Origin of the sequence: Rhizobium sp. B230/85, assembly GCF_019355735.1 — a bacterium.
Classification (GTDB): domain Bacteria; phylum Pseudomonadota; class Alphaproteobacteria; order Rhizobiales; family Rhizobiaceae; genus Rhizobium; species Rhizobium rhododendri.
Genome location: NZ_CP072157.1, coordinates 160,775 through 182,946, shown reverse-complemented (window position 1 = coordinate 182,946; position 22,172 = coordinate 160,775). Strand labels below are relative to the sequence as shown.

Sequence of the window (22,172 nt, the reverse complement as noted above, 5' to 3'; positions counted from 1 at the left end):
CGAGCGAATGCAGCCGACTAAGTCTCCGCAAACAGGACCTAAACGCCGTACTTCTCGCGCCGTCGACGGAAAGCCTCCGAGCTGCCTTCAAGTATCAGCTCCACCGCTCGCTGGACAGGATGTCGATCGAGCGCTCCGACAGTTATCTCGTCACCTATCAGTTTCTGCGCGCCCCTGCTCTCCCGCACCTCCAGCGGTATGATGAGTTCGGCGTCGCCGTTGACCGGTACGTTGGCATTGTGGGTGACGACGATGATCTGCCGCTTCTCCTTGCTGGCTCAAAGCATGGGCACGAGCTGCTCGAAGACGAATTCGTTGTCGAGGTCGTCTTCGGGCTGGTCGATGACGATGGGGCAAGTCCCTTCGGTCAGCAGAAGCGAAAGAACGGTGGTAGCCTTCTGGCCCGCGGACAGCTTTCGTCCGGTGAGGTCTCCGACGCGTTTGCCGTCCTCACGTCGGTGCAAGCTGACGGTAACGGCGTCAGCAATCCGTTGTGTCCGCAGATAGTTGATGTCCTTCTCTGAAAACCATTTAGCGACAGCTTCCAGCTTTTTCGGCTGTACTTCGTCCTTCGGAAATCCCGTGGGGACCTTCCAGTTCGAGTTGTCCTGCAGCCACTCCAACAACACATCGATCGGCGATTTTCTCAAGGCGTTAGCGAGATCGAAAGCCGACTTCAACATCGTTTCCAAATCCGCGGGACTGACGACGCGCTTGTCCTTGTTGTAGGGCGTCATCGTATCGAGGAAGCTCTTAAAGTCTCCATGCTTGATAACCTCGGAACTTACCGTCGGGGTGTTCACTTTCGTTTTCGTGACCTGCTCGTTCAGCCTGGCCGCCATCGACCTTCTCAAGTCGAACTGCCGCTCCCATATATCGAGGAGCTTGTCGCGATACAGCTCTTCGAAAGCCGCACGGTTCTCCTCGATTTCGGCAAGGCGCTTTTCCAGTTGCGCAAGCTGCGCCCGCGCCGTCTCCAGCCTTTTGAACAGTTCGTCGTAGGCCTCGAACTTGACCCCCATCTCTTCTAGAGCCTTTATGTTCGCACGGTTGTCTTCGTCGATCTGTGTGAAGACCGACTGCCAAGCCCTCCGTTCGTCGCCCGCAATAATAGCGACAAAACGATCCTTAGCTTTTTCGACAGCCTTGGCGATGTCCGAAGACATGGTGTCGAGCAAGTCCTTCATCGTTGCGCGATGCTTGATTAGGAAGTCGGCATTCAAGCTCATGTGGTCGGGAGGGACATAAACGTCGAACTTTTCTGGTAAAGCTTTTCCAGCTTCCGCGATGTGCCCGGCGACGGCGGTTTCGAGGCCTTCAAGGTATTGTCTCTCGACGTTCCATTTCGACCACACCTCGAGCGACGAAGGCTTTCCGCGGATTGCCTCGATCTGAGCGACCAGGTTCGAAATGTCGGCCACCAGCTTGGAACGCGACACGGATATCTCCTGCTCCTGCCCCAGGGACTCGTTCAGATCGCGGAGACGTCGAACTACGTCGCGCTCTTCGTTCTTCAGGGCCTCAAGCGGAGCTAGGACCAGATCGTCTATTATCGAAGCCTGCTTCTGCGGATCGTTGGCGATCGCCTCGATCTGCCCCCGCGAGTAGAATTTGACGGGCAGATAGGTACCGATGTCACCGAGTGCGCTGTCCATGCCCTTAGATTGCCCGTCCAAAACGTCCAGAGACACGGTCTGATGGCCGAAGTCGCTGCCTTTGTTGTAGACATGCCTTATGCTGGACCCGGGCAAAGCGAGGGTGTCCCGGACGTTCTGGAGATCAGCGAACAACTGGCTTCGTTTGTCGGCCTCGATTTCCCCTTCCTTCTGGAGAGCCAATCGCATGTACTCGACGAGGGTCGACTTTCCGGTGCCCCGACCACCGATGATCGTGGTCAGATTCTGACTGAAGCTGATATGCTTGTCCGCGAGGAATTTGACGTCCTTTACGGCGATGCTGTCGATCGTCGGGTGAGTATAGGCGAGCTCGGGCCGTTCGGGAGACTCGTCCGAGCGACGCACTCGGGAATCGTGGTCCAGGAACGCCTGTCGGAGCGCCTCGATCGACGGCTTGCTCATCTTGATCCAGGTGAATTTTGAGCCGATCGCGTTGCCTGTCTTGTCGTCTGCACGTAGCGCCTTAGCGTCCGAAGACATAATACAGCACACGGCGCGGGTCCGTTTCCATTCAGCCTGGCAGTCATCGCTGTTGCCGAAGAGGCTTTTGAACGCGGGGTTCATCTTGGAAGGGGATTTCGGCACCTCTACCGCCAGCAGGTCAGGGTTCGTGAACTCCTGCCGTTGTAGCCATTCCGCGATCCTTGCAGTGTCGAATAGACCGGAGTTCGACTGGATGTGCGGCAGAATAACGAGGCCTTGCAAGCCGCCGCTGGCAGCCAGAGCTTGAACGACCGAGATGATCTCGTCGAGACGCTTGACCGACGGCGCGTGCTGTCCGCCTGACGTCTGTCGTGTTGGCGGAACTCCACACGATGTCAGGAGATGGTCTATATGATTGAGGTCGGCATGCGGTTCGAAGATTGCGAGGACATGGACCCCTCTGCCGATGTTGGCGGTAAATTCGAAACCGGGGAAGATGACGAGCTCGTAACCGAACTCGTGCGAAAGCTGCTTTGCCTTCTGCTGGAGCAAGGGGATGTACTGATGGGAAACGAAATTATGCTCCGTCAGGGCAATGACTTCTAGCCCAACCTCGTAACAGCGCCTTATATAGGCCTCGGCCGCCTTGTCGGGCGTCTCGAATGTCTCGCCGACCCAGTGCGCGGCGTCGAACGGCGTCTGCATTTGCAGGTCGCACTTGTAGAAGCGCGCGCCCAGATAGTCCTTGGCGGGACGTCCATCCTTACTCAGCATCCGACTCACCTTCTCCGCATATGCGACGCCATAAAATTGCATACTTCAAAAAAAGACAACGGCAGGATGACGACATGGTTGTTCAACGACCTTTTTAGGGTCGTCGCCTTCCGATGAGGGTGCGATCGCTAGGCGGCCGGGATAGCGCACAGTCCGTCGCATCGACGTGCGGTGTTTGAAAAGCTCTCGAGTTTACCTATCGAGGCGAAGTCGCGGCGCTTTTCGCATCATGGACAAGAAAGCGAAAATCAGCATGACAAGCACCGCCGTGATTGTTGCCTTCAGACCGAACAGATTTCCGGCGAAGCCCGTGGCAGCGACGGAAAAGGCGGCGGCGGCGTAGGTTATCCCAGCGTATGTGGATGAGAGCGCTCCGTGGTCGCGCGCCGACACCCCCTTGGTCAGCATGACGAGAGCAAGTCTATACGAGACCCCGATACCCGCACCGAGCACACCGAAACCGAGAAGCCCGGCGACTTCGCTGGAAACAGAGCTTCCCAACAGGATCAGGAAGACTCCCGCGGCCATCGCCTCCACCCCGCTTGCCGAAGGGGCGAACGTCGCGATGCGCCTGCCGTATATCTGTGAGAACGCGCAGCTGGTGAGCAGTACGATCATGCCCATCGATTTGACCACCTCCATTCCACCTTCCTCCAGGAAGCTTGGAAAGAACGTGATGGCCAGGCTGATCGCGATCCAGCCAGTCGATCCGATGACGAGCGGGAAGATGTTTCGCAGGAGGGCGGGACGGACCTGGCTTACCGCTCCCTTGACCTGGATGAACGCGGACCGGTTCTCCTCGCGCATCGCGTAGAAGGTAATACCGATAAAGACCAAAAGGACGAAGCAGACGGCGGCGTGCGCCTCGAAGGTCCAGCTGATCGCGACGGTCTTCCCCAGGAAGACAACGACCGTCTCGGAAAACAGCGTTCCGGCGACCGCGCCTACGAGGTTGCCGGTCGCCGACAGCGCCCTGCCGCTTGCTCCGAAAGCGGCGACGACCAGCGCTGCGGCCGAACCCGTGCCGAGCCCCACGCCGACACCTGCCATGGCCCTGCCGAGCAAGACGCCGCTTTCCGAAGCACTCGCCATCGCGATGTCCGAAAGGACGGCAACCGCCAGTCCCATGCTTAGAAGGATCGGAGACCAACGCACGACCGAGGGCCGAGACAGTGCGGTGAGAAAGACGATCAGCACCGAGACATAGCAGACGAACGTCATGGACATCGTGAAAGGCGTGAAAGCCAGCAGCTCTCGGTAAAGCGGAATGAGAGGTGTGTTGGCATTCGTCCCTGCGAGCAGAAGACTGAAGGAGATGGCGGCAAGGATGCCCTGGAATGTCGCCAGTCGGTGGGGGCGTGGCTGGATGGCCATGCGGGAAGAGGACTTTATAAATTCTGACACGTTCGATCTCTGTTTGGGAGGGCGTCATCGACGACCTCGGGAAACTCCCCGCTTGCGCAAATCCTCCTTGGCTACAAGCAGCGAGGGTTGTTCGGCCTCCCAGCGAAGGCAGGTATCGAAGACCGTAAGTCACCGATATCCAGCCGAGCCGGCGCAGCATGGCCGCGCCAGCGAAGTCTTGTTCAGCTATCCAGAAGCTGGCCTGTCTTGTCCTTGGTGAAAGACGCGGCGATAATCGATATCAGTCCGCATGCCATCACGAAGAACGCTATCGGCAGGTAGTTGCCGTTATATCTGGCGAGCAGCGCGGTCGCGATCAGCGGCATCGGTCCGCCAACGATCGCAGCCCCGACGTGGTAGCCGAGCGACGTGCCCGTGTATCTGACGGCGGGCGGAAAAGCTTCCGCCAGGAGCGTTCCCAGAGTCGATCCATAGGTGGGCCAGACGACGCCGAAACCCAAGATGATCGCCATGGCGGCCAACGGATAGGACCCAGAGTTCACCAGCCAGAAGAACGGGATCGCGTAGAGGAACATGAAGACAGTTCCGCCGATGAAGACCCTCTTCCGCCCTATCCGATCCGAGAGCCAGCCGAAGGCCAGCATCGAGAAGATGCCGAGGATCGCGGCGATCAGGACAGCGTTCAGCACCTGGGACTTCTGGAACCCCAACGTCGGAAGATAGTAGACGCTAAACGTGGCGAAGAAAAAGAAAGTCGAGGTCTCGATCGCCTTGGCACCGAGCGCCATGAGGAGCTGTGGCTTGTAGTTCTTTACCGTCTCCAGCAGAGGCACTTTCGCGGTCCTGCGTGATTCGAGCACCTTGCGGAACGACGGGGTCTCGCCGACCTGCTTGCGTATCCACAGGCCGAGGAAGACCAGTACTACGGAAGCCAGGAATGGGACCCTCCATCCCCACGAGATGAAATCCTGTTCGCTCAGCACCGACGTGATGAAGGAAGCCACGATGTTTCCGAGAGCCAGTCCGACTAGCGCGCCGAGCTGCGGAACGGCTCCGTAGAGCCCGCGACGGTGGCGCGGAGAGTACTCTACTGCCAGCAGGAGGCCGCCGCCCCACTCGCCTCCGAGCGCGACGCCCTGTATGAGCCGGAGTACGATCAAGAGGATCGGTGCCAAGATACCGACGGCATCGTAGGTCGGCAGGAGGCCCATCAAGGCCGTGGAGCCTCCCATGAGCGACAGCGTGACGGCCAGCGTTTTCTTGCGGCCGATGCGGTCGCCGATGTGGGAAAAGATTATACCTCCGAGCGGCCGGACGAGGAAGGCGAGCGCGAAAGTCGTCAGAGACAGCATCTGGCTGACCAGAGGATCGACCGTCGGGAAGAACAGATGTCCGAAGACGATGACCGCCATCGTACCGTACAGGAAGTAGTCGAACCATTCGATTGTGCTTCCGATCGCGCTGCCTATCAGCGCCCTGATCCGGTCTCTCTGCGTGACCAGGTCTGCCTGTTCGTTTCTTGCGTCCAATGTCTTCCCCCCTCCTCGAGGCCTGGCGGACCCCTCCGGCCTGCCAGCGCCGTTTCAATCGGAAAACCGAGACATCCCTGCATCTCAGTTCTTGAATTTCGGCTTCGCAGGCGGCAGGTCCGTGCAGACGCCCTCGAACAATTCGGCGGCCATTCCGACGGTTTCTCCCAGCGTGGGATGCGGATGGATAGTCTTGCCGATGTCGACCGCGTCAGCGCCCATCTCGATCGCAAGGCACACTTCGCCGATAAGGTCGCCAGCATTGGGGCCGACGATGACACCGCCGATCACCCGATGTGTCTCCGCGTCGAAGACGAGTTTCGTCATGCCGTAGGACGCGCCGTTCGCGATCGCCCTGCCCGATGCAGACCACGGAAACTTCGAGATACCGATCCGCGTGCCCGCGTTGTCCGCGGCGTCTTCCGTGAGGCCGACCCAGGCGATCTCGGGACTGGTGTAGGCAACGCTCGGGATCACCCGTGCATCGAAAAATGCCTTGTGCCCGGCCGCCGCTTCGGCTGCCACATGCCCCTCGTGCACCGCCTTGTGGGCAAGCATCGGATCGCCTGCGACGTCGCCGATCGCATAGATGTTTGGCTGGGCAGTCCGCATCTGCCGATCGACGGGGATGAATCCCCGATCGTCGGGCGAAAGCCCGGCGGCTTCTATACCCAGGGTTCTTCCGTTAGGACGTCGTCCTGCGGATTGGAGCACGAGATCATACGTGCGCGTTTCGCTGACGGCTCCCTCGAACGTCACGGCGATACCTTCAGCCTTGGCATCGGCGCTGATGACGCTCGTGTTGACGAAGATGTCCTGGAAACGATGGGCGTTCTGCTTGCGCCAGATTTCGACCGCGTCTCGATCGACGCCCGTCAGTATCCTGTCCAGGCGTTCTACGACGTCGATCTTGGCACCAAGGGCGCTATAGACCGTGGCCATTTCCAATCCGATGATACCGCCGCCGATGACGAGCATGCGCTTCGGCACTTCCGGGAGTTCGAGCGCCCCCGTGGAATCCACGATCCGGGGGTCGACCGGAAGGAACGGCAGATGGACCGCCGATGACCCGGCCGCGATCACGCACGATCCGAAGGTTATCTCTTCCCGACGCTCTCCGTCTTCCACGGTCAGCGAATGGGCGGAGGCGAAAGTCGCCTTTCCCTTGATGACGGCGACCTTTCTCATCTTGGCCATCTGCTTGAGGCCGTCCGTGAGCTTTCCGACAGTGGCCGACTTGAAGCTCCTTAGCTTCTCGAGCTCGAACTCGGGCGCTCCGAAAGAGACCCCGTGGGCCGAGAGCGCTACGGCCTCTTCGGTCACCGCGGCGACATGCAGCAACGCCTTCGACGGTATGCAGCCGACGTTCAGGCAGACGCCACCCAGTGTTTCGTGCTTTTCCACCAGCGCGACGCTCAATCCCAGGTCGGCGGCGCGGAAGCCGGCCGAGTAGCCGCCTGGGCCTGCGCCGATGACGACGAGGTCGAACTGCGGTTTTCCCTGCGTCGCCTGCGCCGGAGCGGGAGAAACGGAAGCGGGTGCGGCAGGAGCCGACGCTGAGGTTGTTTCGGCCGGGCCGGCCGCGATAGCGAGCGTGGCGACGGCGCTGCCTCTGGAGACCTTGTCGCCGAGCGAGACGAGCATCTTTTCGACGCGGCCCTTGATCGGCGAAGGGACTTCCAGCGTGGCCTTATCGGACTCGAGAGTAATCAGCGCCTGGTCTATCTCCACTTCGTCGCCCACGGCTACGAGAATCTCGATGACCGGGATATCCTTGAAGTCGCCGATATCGGGAACCGTGATTTCGTGAATCTGGGACATGTCCGACCTCACAGCATGGCGCGGCGAAGATCGCCGAGGGTCGAGGCGATATGCCCGAGGAACTTCGCAGCCGCGACGCCGTCGACGACACGGTGATCCCACGAGAGGCTCATCGGGAGGATTTGGCGGGGCACGAACAGCTTGCCGTCCCAGACCGCTTCCGTGTTGGACCGTCCGGCACCCAGGATGGCGACCTCCGGAGCGTTTATGATCGGCGTGAAGCCGCTGCCCCCGACACCGCCGAGAGACGAGACGGAGAAGCAGCCGCCCTGCATCTCGTTTCCGGACAGCGTCCCTGCCCGCGCCTTTTCGGCGAGGGTCTTCATTTCTCCGGCGATCTCGATCAGCCCCTTGCGGTCGCAATCGCGGATGACTGGGACCATCAGGCCCTTGGGCGTGTCGGCCGCGAAGCCGACGTGGACATAGTTCTTCAGGACCAGCTCGTCGCCTTCCAGCGAAGAATTGAAGCGCGGGAACGCCTTCAACGCCAGCGCGGACGCCTTGATAAGGAAGGCGACCATCGTGAGCTTGATTTCCTGGGAACGGGGCTCCCTGTTGACCGCCACGCGGAACGCCTCGATATCCGTCACGTCGGCCTTGTCGAAATTGGTGACATGGGGGATCGTGAGGTAGTTCCTGGTGAGGTTGCCACCCGATATCTTCTGGATACGAGACAGCGGCTGTCGCTCGATGGGACCGAACTTGGCGAAATCGACGACGGGCCACGGCGGCAGGTCGGACCGAGCGGACGACCCGCCAGCCGACGGTGCCGGACCGGATGTGACAACACCTTTGACGAAGGCCACCAGATTGTCCCGGAGAATTCTTCCCTTCGGCCCTGTCGGTTTGATGAGACCGAGATCGACGCCGAGTTCACGGGCAAGCTGACGGACCGATGGCGTCGCATGTGCGCCCGACACCGAAGACGCAACCGTGGCAGCGGGCGCTGCCTGCGCCGCCGGAGCCGCGGCGACCGCTGCTGGCGGTTCTGCAGGCTTTTGGGTCTCGACCTTCGCGGCAGGAGCTGGCTCGGCGGAAACCGCGGGCTTCGCGTCTGAGGCGACGGCTTCCATGGTCAACAGGAGCGATCCCTGCGAAACCTTCGAACCGACCGATATCTTCAGCTCGACCACCTTTCCGGCCGACGGCGATGGGACTTCCATCGTCGCCTTGTCGGACTCGACGGTAATCAGCGGTTCGTCGACCTTGAGGATATCTCCTGGCTTCGCGAAGATTTCGACGACTGGGAGGTCCTTGTAGTCGCCGATGTCCGGCAACGTGACTTCTATAATGTTGCTCATGGGTTCTTCCAACGCTGCTTATACGGTCCACGGGGCATGATTGTCGGCGGCGATGCCGTAACGCTGGATCGCCTCCTCGACCTGCTCGGGCTTCACGGCTCCCGACGGGATCAACGAAGCGAGGGCCGCCACGGCGACGTGATAGCGGTCGACTTCGAAGAACGACCTCAGGGCCGGACGGGTGTCGCTTCTGCCGAAACCGTCCGTGCCGAGGGCCGTGAACGGTGCCTGGACATATGACGCGATCAGTTGCGGATAAGCGCGGACGTAATCCGAAGCGGCGATGACAGGCGCGATGCCCGGCAGGCATTCCCTAAGGTGCGACGAAAGCTGCGTCCGCGTGGGATGTAGGCGGTTCGCTCGCTCGACTTCGCGGGCGTCCCGTGCGAGTTCCGAAAAGCTGGTTGCGGACCAGACTTCGCAGGAGATGTTCCAGTCCTTCTCCAGCAAGGTCGCCGCGTGGATGACTTCGGGCAAGATCGCTCCCGAGCCCAGCAGACGCACTGCGGCACCTGTTTCGGCCGTGCCATAGGACCCGAACCCGTAGAGACCCTTTATAATGTCGGCTTCCGCGCCCTGCGGCAGCGAAGGCTGCGCGTAGTTCTCGTTCATCGCCGTGATGTAGTAGAATTCGTCCTTCTGCTCTTCCAGCATCGACCGCATGCCATGGTCGAGGATGACAGCCATTTCGTAGGCGAACGTCGGATCGTAAGCCCGGCAGTTGGGAACAGCGGCCGCCTGGATGTGGCTCGATCCGTCCTGATGCTGGAGGCCCTCGCCGCCAAGCGTCGTGCGCCCGGCGGTGGCCCCGATGAGGAAGCCCCGCGCCCGCTGGTCGGCGGCCGCCCAGATCAGGTCTCCGACCCGCTGGAAGCCAAACATCGAGTAGTAGATGTAGAACGGCAGCATCGCCTTGCCATGGACGCTGTACGAAGTGGCAGCCGCGGTCCAGGACGAGATCGCCCCGGCTTCCGTGATACCCTCTTCGAGGAGCTGACCGTCCTTGCTCTCCTTGTAGTAGAGCATCGAGCCGGCGTCCTCGGGCTCGTAGAGCTGCCCGACCGGGGAATAGATGCCAACTTGCCGGAAAAGGTTCGCCATGCCGAAGGTGCGGGCCTCGTCGGCCACGATGGGAACGATACGCGGGCCGAGTTCCTTGTCCTTCAGCAGATTGCCGAACATGCGGACGACGGCCATAGTCGTGGACATCTCCTTGCCGTCGGAGTTGAGCGCGAAGTCCGCGTAGCTCGGTGTCGAAGGGACCTTGACCGTTTCCGCCTTTCGGCTTCGGGCGGGCAGGTAGCCGCCGAGTTCGGTGCGGCGATTGCGCAGATACGTCAGTTCAGCGCTGTCCTCGGCTGGCCTGAAGAACTCGAGCTTTTCGACCTGCTCGTTCGTCAGCGGCAGGGCGAAGCGGTCGCGGAAGGCCAGCAAGGCGTCGATATCGAGCTTCTTGGCCTGATGCGAGGTCATGCGGGATTCTCCCGCACCGCCCATGCCATAGCCCTTCTTCGTCTTCGTCAGGATGACGGTCGGACGTGCCTTGGTCGCCTTGGCCGCTTCGAAGGCTGCAAAGAGCTTGCGGAAATCGTGGCCGCCGCGCTTGAGCGAATCCACGTCATGATCCGACATGTGGGAGACCAGCGCCCTGACCTCCGGGTCTTCCTCGAAGAAGTTCTTCAGATTGTAGGCCCCGTCCTTGGCACCAAGGGTCTGGTACTTGCCGTCGACGGTGGCCGCGAACCGGCGCAGCAGCGCGTGGTTCGTGTCGCGGGCGAAGATGTTGTCCCACTCGGAGCCCCAGAGGACCTTGATGACGTTCCATCCGGCTCCCTTGAAGATCATCTCCAGTTCCTGGATGATCTGGCCATTGCCGCGGACGGGGCCGTCCAGGCGCTGCAGGTTGCAGTTGATGATGAAGGTCAGGTTGTCGAGGTTCTCGCGGGCCGCGATCGACAATCCGGCGATGGACTCCGGCTCGTCCATTTCGCCGTCGCCGAAGACGCCCCAGACATGGCGGCCGTCGGTGTCGGCGATCGAGCGATCACGCAGGTAACGCATGAACCTCGCCTGGTAGACGGCACTGATCGGACCGATGCCCATCGAACCGGTCGGGACCTGCCAGAAATCGGGCATGAGCCAAGGGTGCGGATAGGAGCACAGGCCCGGGCCTCCGAGTTCCTGACGGTAGTTCTTCAGGTTTTCCTCGGACAGGCGGCCTTCGAGGAACGCTCGTGCATAGACGCCGGGTGCCGAGTGCGGCTGGAAGAAGACGACGTCGCCACCGTTCGGGGCGTCGGCGGCCTGGAAGAAATGATTGAAACCGACTTCGAAGATTTCGGCCGCCGAGGCGTAGCTCGCGACGTGTCCGCCCAGTTCGCCGTAGGCCTTGTTGGCGCGCACAACCATCGCCAGGGCGTTCCACCTCATGATCGCGGTGATGCGTGTCTCCATGTCGATGTCGCCCGGGTAAGGCGTCTGCGCTTCCAGCGGGATCGTGTTGCGATATGGAGAGAACGGCAGCGAATCCGGCACAACGCCGAGCTCCTTGGCTTTCCGTTCGAGCGCGCTGAGAATGAACTGGGCCCGCGGATTGCCGCCCTGACGCAGCAGCGAGTCAAGCGCCGCCAGCCAGTCGGCTGTTTCCTGCGGATCGTCGTCGACCATGGATTTCTTAGAGCCGTTGTATTCGGAACTTCCGTGCATTTTCATCTCCCATGTCCACTTTCGAAGCAGAAATCCCAGCCCGCGTCGGACATCCGGATTCGAAGGTACGCCCCTCGCCCGTCACGACCGACGGGCGCTTCCCAGTGGCAAAGACTTCAGTTGTATGTTCAGTGCGCGTTCGCCGAGCCCGCCTTGCGGACGATATCGAGCGCCACGTCGACGATCATGTCCTCCTGTCCGCCGATAAGTCGCCGACGTCCGATCTCCACGAGGATTTGGCGGGAGTCGATCTTGTACTCGGCGGCGACCCGCTCGGCATGGCGCAGGAAGCTCGAGTAGACGCCAGCGTAGCCAAGCGTCAGGGTTTCGCGGTCCACGCGCACAGGGCGGTCCTGAATTGGTCGGACGAGATTGTCGGCGGCGTCCTGGAGCTTGAAAAGATCACAGCCGTGCTCCCAACCGTAGAGGTTCGCCACGGCGACAAAGGCTTCGATCGGAGTGTTTCCTGCACCCGCGCCCATTCCGGCCAGCGAGGCGTCGACACGTCGGGCACCGTTCTGCACGGCCGTCACCGTGTTCGCGACCGACAGGGAGAGATTCTCGTGGGCATGGATCGCCCGCTGCGTCCCGGCGTTCAGGCTGGCGTCCAGGGCCTTGAAGCGCTCCTCGATGGACTTCATTGTCAGATTTCCTGCCGAGTCGGCGACGTAGACACAGTCAGCGCCGTAGCTCTCCATCTTCTTGGCCTGCACGGCCAATTCCTCGGGCGTACAGGCTGACGACATCATCAGGAAGCCGGAGACGTCGAGGCCCATTTTCTTGGCCGCATCGATATGCTGCGCCGAAACGTCGGCTTCGGTGCTGTGCGTTGCGATCCGGATCGACTGGATGCCGGCGTCGGCCGCATGCTTGAGGTCCTCGATCGTTCCGATACCGGGCAGCAGGACCGTCGTCAGGCGGGCCTTCTTTACCACCTTCGCGGCTTCCCGGATGTATTCGACGTCGGTGTGCTTACTGAAGCCGTAGGAGAGGCTCGATCCGTGGAGACCATCGCCGTGGCCGACCTCGATACCGTCGACCCCCGCATCATCCAGCGCGGCGGCGATTTCGCGGACCTGGCCCAGATCGTATTTATGGCCGATGGCGTGCATGCCGTCGCGCAGGGTGACGTCAAGAATATAGAGCTTTGTCATGTGAACTATTCCGTCCAGTTGCGCAGTTCGGCCAAGCGTTCGGCGGTTCGCAACGCTGCTGATGTCATGATGTCGAGATTTCCGGCGTAGGCCGGAAGATAGTGGGCCGCACCCTCGACCTCGAGGAACACGGTGACGCGCAGCCCGGTGAACGGCTCATCGCCTCCGGGGATGACGATCGGGGCGTTGTCGCCGATCCTCTGAATCTGGATGTCCTGCTTGAGACGGTAGCCGGGAACGAAGGATTGAACCGACGCCACCATGTCGTTGATCGAATTCCTGATCGCGTCCTCGTCGGCGAAATCGCAGAGGCACTGGACCGTGTCGCGCATCATCAACGGCGGCTCGGCCGGATTCAGAATGATGATCGCCTTGCCCTTGGCAGCGCCGCCGACCGTCTCGAGGGCCCTGGACGTGGTTTCCGTGAACTCGTCCACGTTGGCGCGCGTGCCGGGACCTGCCGACTTGGATGCGATCGAAGCCACGATCTCGGCGTAGTGGACCTTCGCGACCTGGCTGACGGCGGCGACGATCGGAATTGTCGCCTGGCCGCCGCACGTCACCATGTTGACGTTCTGGGTCGACAGGTGGCTGTCCAGGTTGACCGTGGGGACAATGTAAGGCCCGATGGCGGCCGGGGTGAGGTCTACCACCTGCTTGCCGTGCTGCTGCAAAATCTCGTTGTGTCGCTTGTGCGCCCCTGCAGAGGTGGCGTCGAACACGATCTGGATGTCCTTGAATTCCGGCATCTTCACGAGGCCGTCGATGCCCTCGTGGGTCGTCGCGATCTTAAGTCGCGACGCGCGGGCCAGCCCCTCGGACGCGGGATCGACGCCCACGAGCGCCGCCATCTCCAATCTATCGGAGTTACGCATTATCTTGATCATCAGGTCGGTACCGATGTTGCCCGATCCGATGATTGCGGTTTTTACCTTAGGCATTGGGATTCTCTCAATCAGGATGCACCGCGGACCGCCCACGTTACGAGCGGTCCATTCGGCAAGATGTTCAGCCTGGTCGAATGCTACTCAGGTCGCCGCCTACCTGCTTCCTCAGGAAAGCCAAGAATACCAGCAAACAGCCATAGTGCATTTGCGGTTGCAAAAGCGTCCCTGGACGCGGACGAGGGACCTTTTCGAACTCGGGACGGGATCAACGAGCCGCCTGTGGAAGCGGCGCTTGACGGTGGCGCGCAAGGTCTGGAGGGTGGAAGCTTTCTATCGCAGAAGGGCGCTCCGTGACCGACATCTCTGAGCTGGTAAAGGATTGGGGTGGCTTCGAAAAGCTCGTGGCCAGCCTCCATGAGACAGGCGACGTGACCGTCGAGCACAACGTCATCCTTAAGGGCCGTTCGTGCGCGGAGAGACAGTTCGACGTCCTCGTCCGTCATAGAAAGGGCTTTTACGAGCATCTGATCGTCGTTGAGTGCAAATACTGGAACAAGAACGTCGCGCGGCTGCACGTCGATGCGCTGGCGACCACTATCCGGGAAGTCGGTGCCACCAAAGGTGTGATCTTCTCGACCAAAGGGTTCCAGTCCGGCGCGATCGAGCAGGCGGCGCACGAGCAAATCTCGCTGTTCCAGGTCCGTGACCTGACGGATGAGGAATGGGGCCTTCCGGGCCGGGATTTTCATCTTTTCCTGCAGGTGATCCAGCCAGGCATAAAAAGCCTGGCCGCGCGAGTGGCACAGGTAGCCATGCCGTCCGACGAGGACCCGTCAAAGCCGGTGCACATCAATATCGCTTTGGGAAACCCGGAAACGGACAGCAGGACGCCGACGCTCGCCGACGGCGTCCTGCGGGAAAAGACACTGGAAGATATCCTGTATAAGGCGATTGCCGATGGTCAGGCGAAGGCTCTCGGCCAAGGCTTCACGATTAACAGCGGCGCTAACTCGGAGATGTTCGTCCAATTCAACCTCAACATCAACTTCGAGCCTCAAGTCATCGCCATAATTGAGCGATCCTTGTTCTGGCTGGACGGAATCGACGTCGACATGAGGATGAAGATCAGCCAGTCTCGGATCGACATTGACCGCGCAGAACCCTACCTGTTCGCGGTCGAGGACAAAATCAGCAACACGATCCAGACCGCAGCCCGGACGAAGACGGACGGCGTAACAACGATCGCTCCGCTACCACCTAAAGACCATGAGCGCGCTGGAGAAGCGACAGTTAGCGGTTCCGTTCTGACGGTCTTCACGAAGGCGTTTTTCGATGTGGGCGAGATGGACGGTCGACCGACCGTGCCGATTGAGTCGGTGACGCGCCAGCGCACGACCCTGTAACGGGCCGGGATTGCTCTCCACAATCAAAAAGGCCCCATATTCTCGGCTAAAGATAGGTGTTGCGAAACCTTCACAATTCGAAGTACGATCCCCTCCCATCTACCTTTACGGCCGTAGTTACGCATGCGTTCGCTGTCATGAGCTTGAAAAAGCTTTATCGAAGGTTCCTTGGATGTTGGAAACGTGGAGAGACTATTCGGATTTCTACAAGGGGTCTGGCTACGCCAGCTTTCCCCAGGAGCATCGCCGATCGCTCGGCAAGCTCGGCTTCCGGATGATTCTCGTCGAACAGGGTCCCCATAATTTCTGCGATCCCATGTTTCCGGAAACGATCGTCGCTCTCCCGCTTGCCGTCGAAACGCAATGCAACTGGAGTTGGTCGATGGGTGACATGCGCCATCGTCAGAAAGCCGAGGTCGGCCAGATGCTCGTTGTTCCCTCGGACGTTGAAAGTCGATGGGAAGTTGACGGAAGGCGAAAGCTTCTGGCACTCATGATGCCAAACGACACGATACGCTCTATTCTGGGTCCCTCCTGTCCCCCGAACATCAGCAGCGCTTTCTTGCGCCTCACGCAGGAAACCTGGGCCGACGCCTTCATCGAAACGATGATGACACGCCTGTGGGACAGTGCGGCTGGAACGGAAGCGGCTGACAGCTTTCTGACGGACGGCATTTTAGTGTCGATCCTTTCCCAGCTCCTGATCCGGGCCGGGACCAACCTCGACACGAATACCTCGGTGGCCCTTCCGCAATGGCGGCTGAAACGGGTCAAGGCGTTTGTCGACTCGCATCTGGGCCGCGACCTCAACCTCGACGAACTCGCCGAGGCCGCTGGTCTTAGCAGACGGCATTTCGCGCGAAGCTTCCACGAGCAGATCGGCGAGACGCCGCACCGCTGGCTTATGCAACGTCGTCTTGACCGCGCGAAAGAACTGCTCGCCAGCACGGATGGATCGCTTTGCGAAATCGCCGACATCTGCGGCTTCTCCAGCCAGAGCCATCTGACCACGTCGCTCAAGCAGGCGACGGGGATGACACCACATAGATGGCGTCAGCACTTCCGCCAGTAGACGGGCCACACCGACACTCAGCGACGTTCTGCGGAAACGCCCGACGGGCGGGGCGAGCGCTCGTCTGCGTACCAGCGCCGAGCGACCACCGCCGCGGCCTTCAAATGATATTTTAGGCCTGCTCCCAAAAGCTCCCGGATTTCAATTCATCTAGGTTCACCGCCAACAAAGAGCGGTCGAGGGGCCGTCGGACAAAGGCCACGAATACAATGAGCACAGTCATGTTGCCATGTGGCGGCATGCGCTGGAATGCCAATCCAATCCCCTTCCTGTTCCAGTTCGCGCCGTTCAACGGCGCGCTGAATCGTGGCCTCGGCCACGCAAAGAACCGCGGACCGGCTTACCCTCCCAAGCAGCCGGTCCGCCTCTGATCAAGAGGATTGGCAACTAAATGCTTCAATGCGAAGAAGTAACGATGGATTTCGGTGGCTTCCGTGCCGTCGATAGATGTTCGTTCAACGTCGATCGCGGATCGATTACGGGCCTGATCGGGCCGAACGGCGCTGGCAAGTCCACCATGTTCAACATGATCGCTGGCGCGTTCCGCAACAAGTCCGGCAGGATAGTCTTCGAAGGCGAGGACGTGACGGCGCTGTCGACGGACAAGCGGTTCCACAAGGGATTGGTCCGCACCTTCCAAATCCCGCACGAGTTCCAGCACCTGACAGTCATCGAGAACCTGATGATGGTGCCGCCGAACCAGCCCGGGGAAGGTCTTTTCCGGAATTGGCTGTCTCCGCGCAAAGTACGGGACATCGAGGAACAGACTTACGAACGGGCTCGGGCCGCGCTGGAATTCCTCGAATTGACGCACATGGCCTATGAGCGTGCCGGACGCCTGTCCGGCGGGCAGAAGAAGCTGCTCGAACTCGGCCGCACGATCATGACGGACGCCAAGCTGGTGTTGCTCGACGAACCAGCAGCGGGTGTCAACAGGACGCTCCTCCGCAAGCTCGAGGAAAAAATCCAGTTCCTGAACCGGGAGCGTGGCTACACTTTCATCCTCATCGAGCACGACATGGAAATGATCGAGAAGCTATGCGGGCAGATCATCTGCATGGCCGAAGGCAAGGTCCTGATCCGCGGTGATTTTCATACGGTCAGATCGGACCCGCGCGTTCTTGAAGCCTACCTCGGCGAGACACAGGAGGCACGGCATTGACCGCCCTCCTCACTATGACAGGCGTTCGCGGTGGATACGGCGACGCGGACATCCTCACCAACGTCTCGATGGAAGTCTCCGCAAGGGAGATCGTCGCGATCGTCGGTCCGAACGGAGCCGGAAAGTCGACGTCGATGAAGGCCATTATCGGGCTTCTGAAAGTCAGGGCGGGTTCTATCGTCGTTGACGGCACGGACATCACGGGATGGAGCCCGAACCGTATCGTCCAGGCGGGCGTAAGCTACGTTCCCCAGGTCGACAACATCTTCGGGGAAATGACCGTTCACGAAAACCTCGAGATGGGCGCGTTTCTCCGCAAAGGAGATTACAGCGCCGCCTGTGACCGGGTCTACGCCCTGTTCCCAGACCTCCGCGGAAAGCGCCGTGCGCTCGCGGGAAGCCTCTCCGGAGGACAGCGCCAGATGGTAGCCATGGGTCGCGCCTTGATGCTCGACCCGAAGGTTCTCCTTCTCGACGAACCGACCGCTGGTCTGTCTCCGAAGTACATGGAGCAAATCTTCCAGATCAGCCGGAACGTGCGGGACTCGGGCGTGGCGATCATGCTCGTGGAACAGCATGCGAAACAAGCCCTGGCCTTCTCCGACCGTGGCTACGTCCTTGCCGCCGGTGCGAACCGACATCACGGGACCGGTCAAGAGCTGCTCGCGGACCGCGCGGTGGCTGAAATGTTTCTGGGCGGATAGGCAGCAAGAAAAATGGATATTACCAGCATAGTTAACTTCTACCTCATCCCAGGTATCGTCATCGGTTCCGTCTACGCCCTTGGAGCGATCGGCATCACGCTCGTCTTCGCGATCATGCGCCACGCGCATCTGGCTCACGGAGACATGGCTGCGCTCGGAGCCTACATCGCCTTTGCGGTAGTGGCGGCATTCGGAGTTTCTCCATACCTTGCCTTGCCAGTTGCCATAGTCGCGACCGGCATTCTGGCGGTCGCTGTCGACAAGCTCTTCTATGAGCATCTCCGCAATCGACCTAAGATACTAACCACCATATCCTCCCTGGGCATCGGCCTGATGCTCCGATCCGTCGTCCAGATCGTCTGGGGAGTCGGTACGACGACCTATGCGACGGGGATCACCCGACCGAACAACTGGTACGGGTTCCGCGTCAAGACAACCGAACTCATCACGCTCGGTTCGACGATCGCCATCGTCATCCTGCTGACGCTTTTCCTGACGCGGACGAAATGGGGCAAGGCCATGCGTGCGATGTCCGACAACCGGAACTTGGCACTTCTGTCCGGCATCGACAACGGCAAGGTGGTCGCGCTGACGTGGCTCATCGTCGGCGGGCTGTGCGCGGCGTCTGGCTTCTTCCTCGGGATCAACACCGAGCTGAAGTCGATGATGGGCTGGAACATCATCCTCCCTGTATTCGCGGCCGCCGTTGTCGGCGGCGTGGGACGGATCGAGGGCGCGATCGCCGGAGGCCTGATCATCGGCATCATCGAAGAGTTCTCCGTGATGGTCATCCCGACCGAATACAAGGCGGTCAGCTCCTTCGCCGTGCTCCTGCTCGTCCTGCTTGTCCGTCCCACCGGGATATTCCGCGGCAAAGTGCTGTAGGGGAAAGAAAAATGGATATTCTCGCCGCTCTGAACTACCCCATCTACCTCGCGATATTCGTCTGCATCTACGGGTGCCTCGCCATCGGCCTCAACGTCCAATGGGGCTACGCCGGACTTTTCAACGCGGGCATCGCTGGCTTCTTCGCAGTCGGGGCCTACACTACGGCGATCCTGACGTCGCCGTACCTGCCCGACCGCCTCGGCGGGTTCGACATGCCCATCCCTGTCGGCATTATTGGTGCGATGGTAATTTCTGCGGCCGTCGCTTGGCCCATCGGCAAAGTCTGCCTGCGCTTCCGCGGTGACTACTTGGCCATCGTGACCATCGGTGTCGCCGAAGTCATCCGCCTGGTCGCTCGGTCGAACTACTGGCTTACCGGGTCCACCACGGGCGTCAACGACGTCCCCAGGCCCTTCGGCAGCCTCCCCTACGCCCAGGCGCAGCTTGCCTATCTGGCTCTCGCGGCCGCCATCCTGCTGGCCGTGTACTTCCTCGTCGAGCGTCAGTCGAAGTCACCATGGGGCCGGATGATGCGCGCGATCCGAGACAACGAGAATGCCGCCGCCGCCATGGGCAAGGACGTACCCGCCCGTCGTTTGCAGGCCTTCATCCTCGGCGCGGCTCTCATGGGTCTCGGTGGCGCGCTCTACGCCCACCTGAACCGTGGCATCACCCCCGACGCCATCGACCCGATGGTCGCCTCCTTCCTTATCTGGATCATGGTCATCCTCGGAGGTTCCGGTAACAACCGCGGAGCTCTGCTGGGCGTGGTTGTTGTCTGGGTCATCTGGTCCGCTTCCGAGTTCGTTACCGACCTTCTGCCAACCGCAATGGCCCTCCAGGCCAAGTACGGCAGAATTTTCCTCATCGGACTGCTGCTGCAGCTCGTTCTCCGGTTCCGCCCCGAGGGCCTGCTTCCCGAGCCGCTTTCGAAGGTTCGCATCAAGAAGAAGGAGCCGTGAAGACAACGAACAAGCCCGCCTAAAACAGAGCATCGGCCATCCCCTGGGGAACATAAATTGGAGACTGGTATGAAAAAGTATCTCGCACTTGCAACTGCGCTTCTTAGCGCGACTGTCATGGCTTCTCCCGCGTTCGCGGACAAGACCATCGGCCTTCTCGGCGGCATCACGGGCGGCACCGCCGCCCTCGCCCCGGAAATCATCAAATCCTACGAATTCGCGGTCAAGCAGGTCAACGACCAGGGCGGCATACTCAAGGGAGAGAAGCTGGTCGGCGTGGTGAGCGACGACGGTTGCAACCCCCAGCTCGGCGCTGACGCCGCTGGCAAGGTCGTCAATGTCTCCGGCGCGATCGGCGTCGTCGGCCCCTGGTGCTCAGGAGCCGTCATCTCCGCGGCCAACTCGGTCACCATTCCCGCAGGCGTCGTTCTGATCACGCCGGCTGGCACGTCACCGGTGCTGACCACGCTGAAGGACAACGACACCGTCTTCCGCACCGTGCCCTCGGATGAGTACCAGGGCCAGGTTTTGGCGCGCACCCTTATCGAGCGCGGCACGAAGTCCATCGCCATCTCGTTCATCAACAACGACTACGGCAAGGGTCTCGCCCAGGCATTCAATAAGGAATTCGAAGCCAAGGGCGGCAAGGTCGCTGGCTACGCCGCCCACGAAGAAGGCAAGCCTTCCTATCGCTCAGACCTCGCCGAGCTCGCCAAGAGCGGAGCGGATACCCTCCTGATCCTCGATTACGGCGACACCTCCGGCCTGACGGTCATGCGCGAAGCGATCGAAAACGACTTCTTCAAGAACTTCGTCGGTGGCGAAGGGATGAAGTCGGCCGCCCTGATCAAGGGACTGGGTGCCGACAACCTGAAGACCTTCCTCGTGTCTTCTCCCGTTGGCCTGGAATCCGACTCTCTCAAGCTCTTCAACGAAGAGTTCAAGAAGTCGGGCGGCGACCCGAACGCGGTTTTCGCAACGACCGCTTATGACGCCGTGTTCATGATGGCGCTCGCCGTCGAGAAGGCCGGCGGCGACAAGGCCAAGCTTTCCGCTTCTCTGCGTGCCATCTCCAGCGGCAAGGGCGAGAAAATCCAGGTCGGCGAATGGCAGAAGGCCAAGGCGCTCATCGATGCGGGCAAGGACATCCACTATCAGGGTGCTTCCGGCGAGCTGAGCTTCGACGCCAACGGCGATGTGCCCGGCAGCTACTCGCTGTTCAAGGTATCGGGCAACGACTTCGAAGTCGTCACTCCGATGAAGTGATCCGATCGACGCGCTCCGACAGTCACGCTCGGAGCGCGTCGAGGCCGTCGTACCAGGCAATGTCACCCAGCGCCCCGATGAGACAACCATGCCACTACACCCAATGATCGCTTCGGCACTGGCCGTGGCCAAGCATGCTCCCGCCTACGAGACCCTTCCCCTTCCGGAGGTCCGACGCCGTGCGAAGCAGGGATATGTCTACGCGGAGAACACGAAGGTCTTGGACGTCGAAGAACTCGCGGTCCCAGGTCCCGACGGCGATATCAACGTGCGGATATACAGGCCCTTCGATCAAGGCGTCCTCCCCGCCCTTGTCTTCTTTCACGGCAGCGGCTTTTGCATTCTCGATCTCGACACCCACGATGAAATCTGTCGGTCGCTTTGTTTCAACGCCAACTGCGTCGTCCTTTCAGTCGACTACGCGCTCGCACCCGAAGCAAGATACCCGAGAGGCATCGACGACAGCTTCAATGCGACCGCATGGATCATGGAGAACGCGGCGTCTCTCGGGATAGACGAAGGCAAGGTCGTCCTGTCTGGTGACAGCGCCGGGGGCAACATGGCAACCGTGACTGCGATGAGGATGCGGGACGAAGGCCGCGTCCTCCCGGCGGGCCTGCTGCTCTTCTATCCAGTGACGGAGCATTATGACGCCCAGCATCGCAGCTATGAATCCTTCGGGACAGGGTTCGGCTTGTCGGCGAACACGATGCGGTGGTTCTGGGGCCTCTATCTGGGCGAATACCCCGATACCAACTGCTGGTCGATTTCCCCCGCCAGAGGCAGCCTGCGAAACCTTCCCCCCACCTATGTACAGACCGCGGAATTCGACGTCCTGCGCGACGAGGGCGAGCAGTTCGTTCGTAGGCTCCAGCAAGACCTCGTTCCGGTAAAATGGAAACGCGCCGACGGACTGAACCACGGGTACCTACGATGGATGGGGGCCATCGACGAAGCCACCATCAAGATGCTTGAGGCATGCGAGTGGCTTAGCCGCCTCTGGTCGAGAGATCAGGGAAACCCGACAGCCGAAACTACCGGGAAGGCCGCCTCCTGAAAGTTCGGGCCGACCTATCGAA

Annotated in this window: 17 protein-coding genes; 9 read left to right on the top strand and 8 right to left on the bottom strand. The window is 60.7% G+C overall.

Annotation, left to right across the window (positions count from 1 at the left end; genetic code table 11):
• Positions 1 to 278: 278 nt before the first annotated feature.
• The 8 genes from J5289_RS19070 to J5289_RS19035 all read right to left on the bottom strand — a co-directional run bounded on the left by J5289_RS19070 (position 279) and on the right by J5289_RS19035 (position 13,690).
• Entirely contained in the window at positions 279 to 2,915 is a 2,637-nt protein-coding gene (locus tag J5289_RS19070) for a TrlF family AAA-like ATPase (protein ID WP_219276601.1), read from the bottom strand.
• A 150-nt stretch (positions 2,916 to 3,065) separates the two neighbouring features.
• Positions 3,066 to 4,277 (bottom strand): hypothetical protein, encoded by a 1,212-nt coding sequence (locus J5289_RS19065; protein ID WP_209207682.1) that lies wholly within the window; start codon positions 4,275 to 4,277, stop codon positions 3,066 to 3,068.
• Positions 4,278 to 4,459: 182 nt separating this feature from the next.
• On the bottom strand, positions 4,460 to 5,767 hold the full coding sequence (locus tag J5289_RS19060; RefSeq protein ID WP_209207681.1) for an MFS transporter: 1,308 nt from the start codon (positions 5,765 to 5,767) through the stop codon (positions 4,460 to 4,462).
• Positions 5,768 to 5,851: 84 nt separating this feature from the next.
• Positions 5,852 to 7,588, bottom strand: coding sequence for a dihydrolipoyl dehydrogenase (lpdA, locus tag J5289_RS19055; RefSeq protein ID WP_209207680.1), 1,737 nt, complete (start codon positions 7,586 to 7,588; stop codon positions 5,852 to 5,854).
• 8 nt (positions 7,589 to 7,596) lie between these two features.
• On the bottom strand, positions 7,597 to 8,889 hold the full coding sequence (locus J5289_RS19050) for a 2-oxo acid dehydrogenase subunit E2 (RefSeq protein ID WP_209207679.1): 1,293 nt from the start codon (positions 8,887 to 8,889) through the stop codon (positions 7,597 to 7,599).
• An 18-nt stretch (positions 8,890 to 8,907) separates the two neighbouring features.
• Entirely contained in the window at positions 8,908 to 11,595 is a 2,688-nt protein-coding gene (gene mdeB, locus J5289_RS19045; RefSeq protein ID WP_209207678.1) for an alpha-ketoglutarate dehydrogenase, read from the bottom strand.
• A 128-nt stretch (positions 11,596 to 11,723) separates the two neighbouring features.
• The gene (dmpG, locus tag J5289_RS19040; protein WP_209207677.1) at positions 11,724 to 12,749 is read right to left on the bottom strand and encodes a 4-hydroxy-2-oxovalerate aldolase; all 1,026 of its coding nucleotides are present in this window, start codon (positions 12,747 to 12,749) and stop codon (positions 11,724 to 11,726) included.
• A gap of 5 nt (positions 12,750 to 12,754) precedes the next feature.
• Positions 12,755 to 13,690 (bottom strand): acetaldehyde dehydrogenase (acetylating), encoded by a 936-nt coding sequence (locus J5289_RS19035; protein WP_209207676.1) that lies wholly within the window; start codon positions 13,688 to 13,690, stop codon positions 12,755 to 12,757.
• 296 nt (positions 13,691 to 13,986) lie between these two features.
• On the opposite strand from J5289_RS19035, the gene J5289_RS19030 reads away from it, so the two are divergent.
• The 9 genes from J5289_RS19030 (at position 13,987) to J5289_RS18990 (ending at position 22,150) form a co-directional block, all read left to right on the top strand.
• The gene (locus J5289_RS19030) at positions 13,987 to 15,039 is read left to right on the top strand and encodes a restriction endonuclease (protein ID WP_209207675.1); all 1,053 of its coding nucleotides are present in this window, start codon (positions 13,987 to 13,989) and stop codon (positions 15,037 to 15,039) included.
• A gap of 172 nt (positions 15,040 to 15,211) precedes the next feature.
• Complete coding sequence (locus tag J5289_RS19025) at positions 15,212 to 16,111, top strand: AraC family transcriptional regulator (RefSeq protein WP_209207674.1); 900 nt, start codon at positions 15,212 to 15,214, stop codon at positions 16,109 to 16,111.
• A gap of 209 nt (positions 16,112 to 16,320) precedes the next feature.
• The gene (locus J5289_RS19020) at positions 16,321 to 16,482 is read left to right on the top strand and encodes a hypothetical protein (RefSeq protein ID WP_209207673.1); all 162 of its coding nucleotides are present in this window, start codon (positions 16,321 to 16,323) and stop codon (positions 16,480 to 16,482) included.
• A 20-nt stretch (positions 16,483 to 16,502) separates the two neighbouring features.
• Positions 16,503 to 17,273 carry an ABC transporter ATP-binding protein gene (locus J5289_RS19015; RefSeq protein ID WP_209207672.1) on the top strand — a complete coding sequence of 257 codons (771 nt, stop codon included), beginning with the start codon at positions 16,503 to 16,505 and terminating at the stop codon, positions 17,271 to 17,273.
• The gene (locus J5289_RS19010; protein WP_219276599.1) at positions 17,270 to 17,977 is read left to right on the top strand and encodes an ABC transporter ATP-binding protein; all 708 of its coding nucleotides are present in this window, start codon (positions 17,270 to 17,272) and stop codon (positions 17,975 to 17,977) included. The genes J5289_RS19015 and J5289_RS19010 overlap by 4 nt, the downstream gene beginning before the upstream one ends.
• 12 nt (positions 17,978 to 17,989) lie before the next feature.
• Positions 17,990 to 18,862, top strand: coding sequence for a branched-chain amino acid ABC transporter permease (locus tag J5289_RS19005; RefSeq protein ID WP_209207671.1), 873 nt, complete (start codon positions 17,990 to 17,992; stop codon positions 18,860 to 18,862).
• A gap of 11 nt (positions 18,863 to 18,873) precedes the next feature.
• Positions 18,874 to 19,827, top strand: coding sequence for a branched-chain amino acid ABC transporter permease (locus J5289_RS19000; RefSeq protein ID WP_209207670.1), 954 nt, complete (start codon positions 18,874 to 18,876; stop codon positions 19,825 to 19,827).
• Positions 19,828 to 19,896: 69 nt separating this feature from the next.
• Positions 19,897 to 21,093: an ABC transporter substrate-binding protein gene (locus tag J5289_RS18995; protein WP_209207669.1), complete on the top strand. Its 1,197-nt coding sequence runs from the start codon at positions 19,897 to 19,899 to the stop codon at positions 21,091 to 21,093.
• An 88-nt stretch (positions 21,094 to 21,181) separates the two neighbouring features.
• A complete protein-coding gene (locus J5289_RS18990) occupies positions 21,182 to 22,150 on the top strand; it encodes an alpha/beta hydrolase (protein WP_209207668.1) in 969 nt (322 codons plus the stop codon).
• The last annotated feature ends 22 nt before the right edge of the window (positions 22,151 to 22,172 follow it).

Excerpts from the sequence above, each read along its gene's own strand:
- J5289_RS19020 (WP_209207673.1), top strand. The coding sequence starts at position 16,321 with ATGAGCACAGTCATGTTGCCATGTGGCGGCATGCGCTGGAATGCCAAT.
- dmpG (WP_209207677.1), bottom strand. The coding sequence starts at position 12,749 with ATGACAAAGCTCTATATTCTTGACGTCACCCTGCGCGACGGCATGCAC.
- lpdA (WP_209207680.1), bottom strand. The coding sequence starts at position 7,588 with ATGTCCCAGATTCACGAAATCACGGTTCCCGATATCGGCGACTTCAAG.
- J5289_RS19025 (WP_209207674.1), top strand. The coding sequence starts at position 15,212 with ATGTTGGAAACGTGGAGAGACTATTCGGATTTCTACAAGGGGTCTGGC.
- J5289_RS18990 (WP_209207668.1), top strand. The coding sequence starts at position 21,182 with ATGCCACTACACCCAATGATCGCTTCGGCACTGGCCGTGGCCAAGCAT.
- J5289_RS19005 (WP_209207671.1), top strand. The coding sequence starts at position 17,990 with ATGGATATTACCAGCATAGTTAACTTCTACCTCATCCCAGGTATCGTC.
- J5289_RS19000 (WP_209207670.1), top strand. The coding sequence starts at position 18,874 with ATGGATATTCTCGCCGCTCTGAACTACCCCATCTACCTCGCGATATTC.
- J5289_RS19015 (WP_209207672.1), top strand. The coding sequence starts at position 16,503 with ATGCTTCAATGCGAAGAAGTAACGATGGATTTCGGTGGCTTCCGTGCC.
- mdeB (WP_209207678.1), bottom strand. The coding sequence starts at position 11,595 with ATGCACGGAAGTTCCGAATACAACGGCTCTAAGAAATCCATGGTCGAC.
- J5289_RS19035 (WP_209207676.1), bottom strand. The coding sequence starts at position 13,690 with ATGCCTAAGGTAAAAACCGCAATCATCGGATCGGGCAACATCGGTACC.
- J5289_RS19050 (WP_209207679.1), bottom strand. The coding sequence starts at position 8,889 with ATGAGCAACATTATAGAAGTCACGTTGCCGGACATCGGCGACTACAAG.
- J5289_RS19070 (WP_219276601.1), bottom strand. The coding sequence starts at position 2,915 with ATGCAATTTTATGGCGTCGCATATGCGGAGAAGGTGAGTCGGATGCTG.
- J5289_RS18995 (WP_209207669.1), top strand. The coding sequence starts at position 19,897 with ATGAAAAAGTATCTCGCACTTGCAACTGCGCTTCTTAGCGCGACTGTC.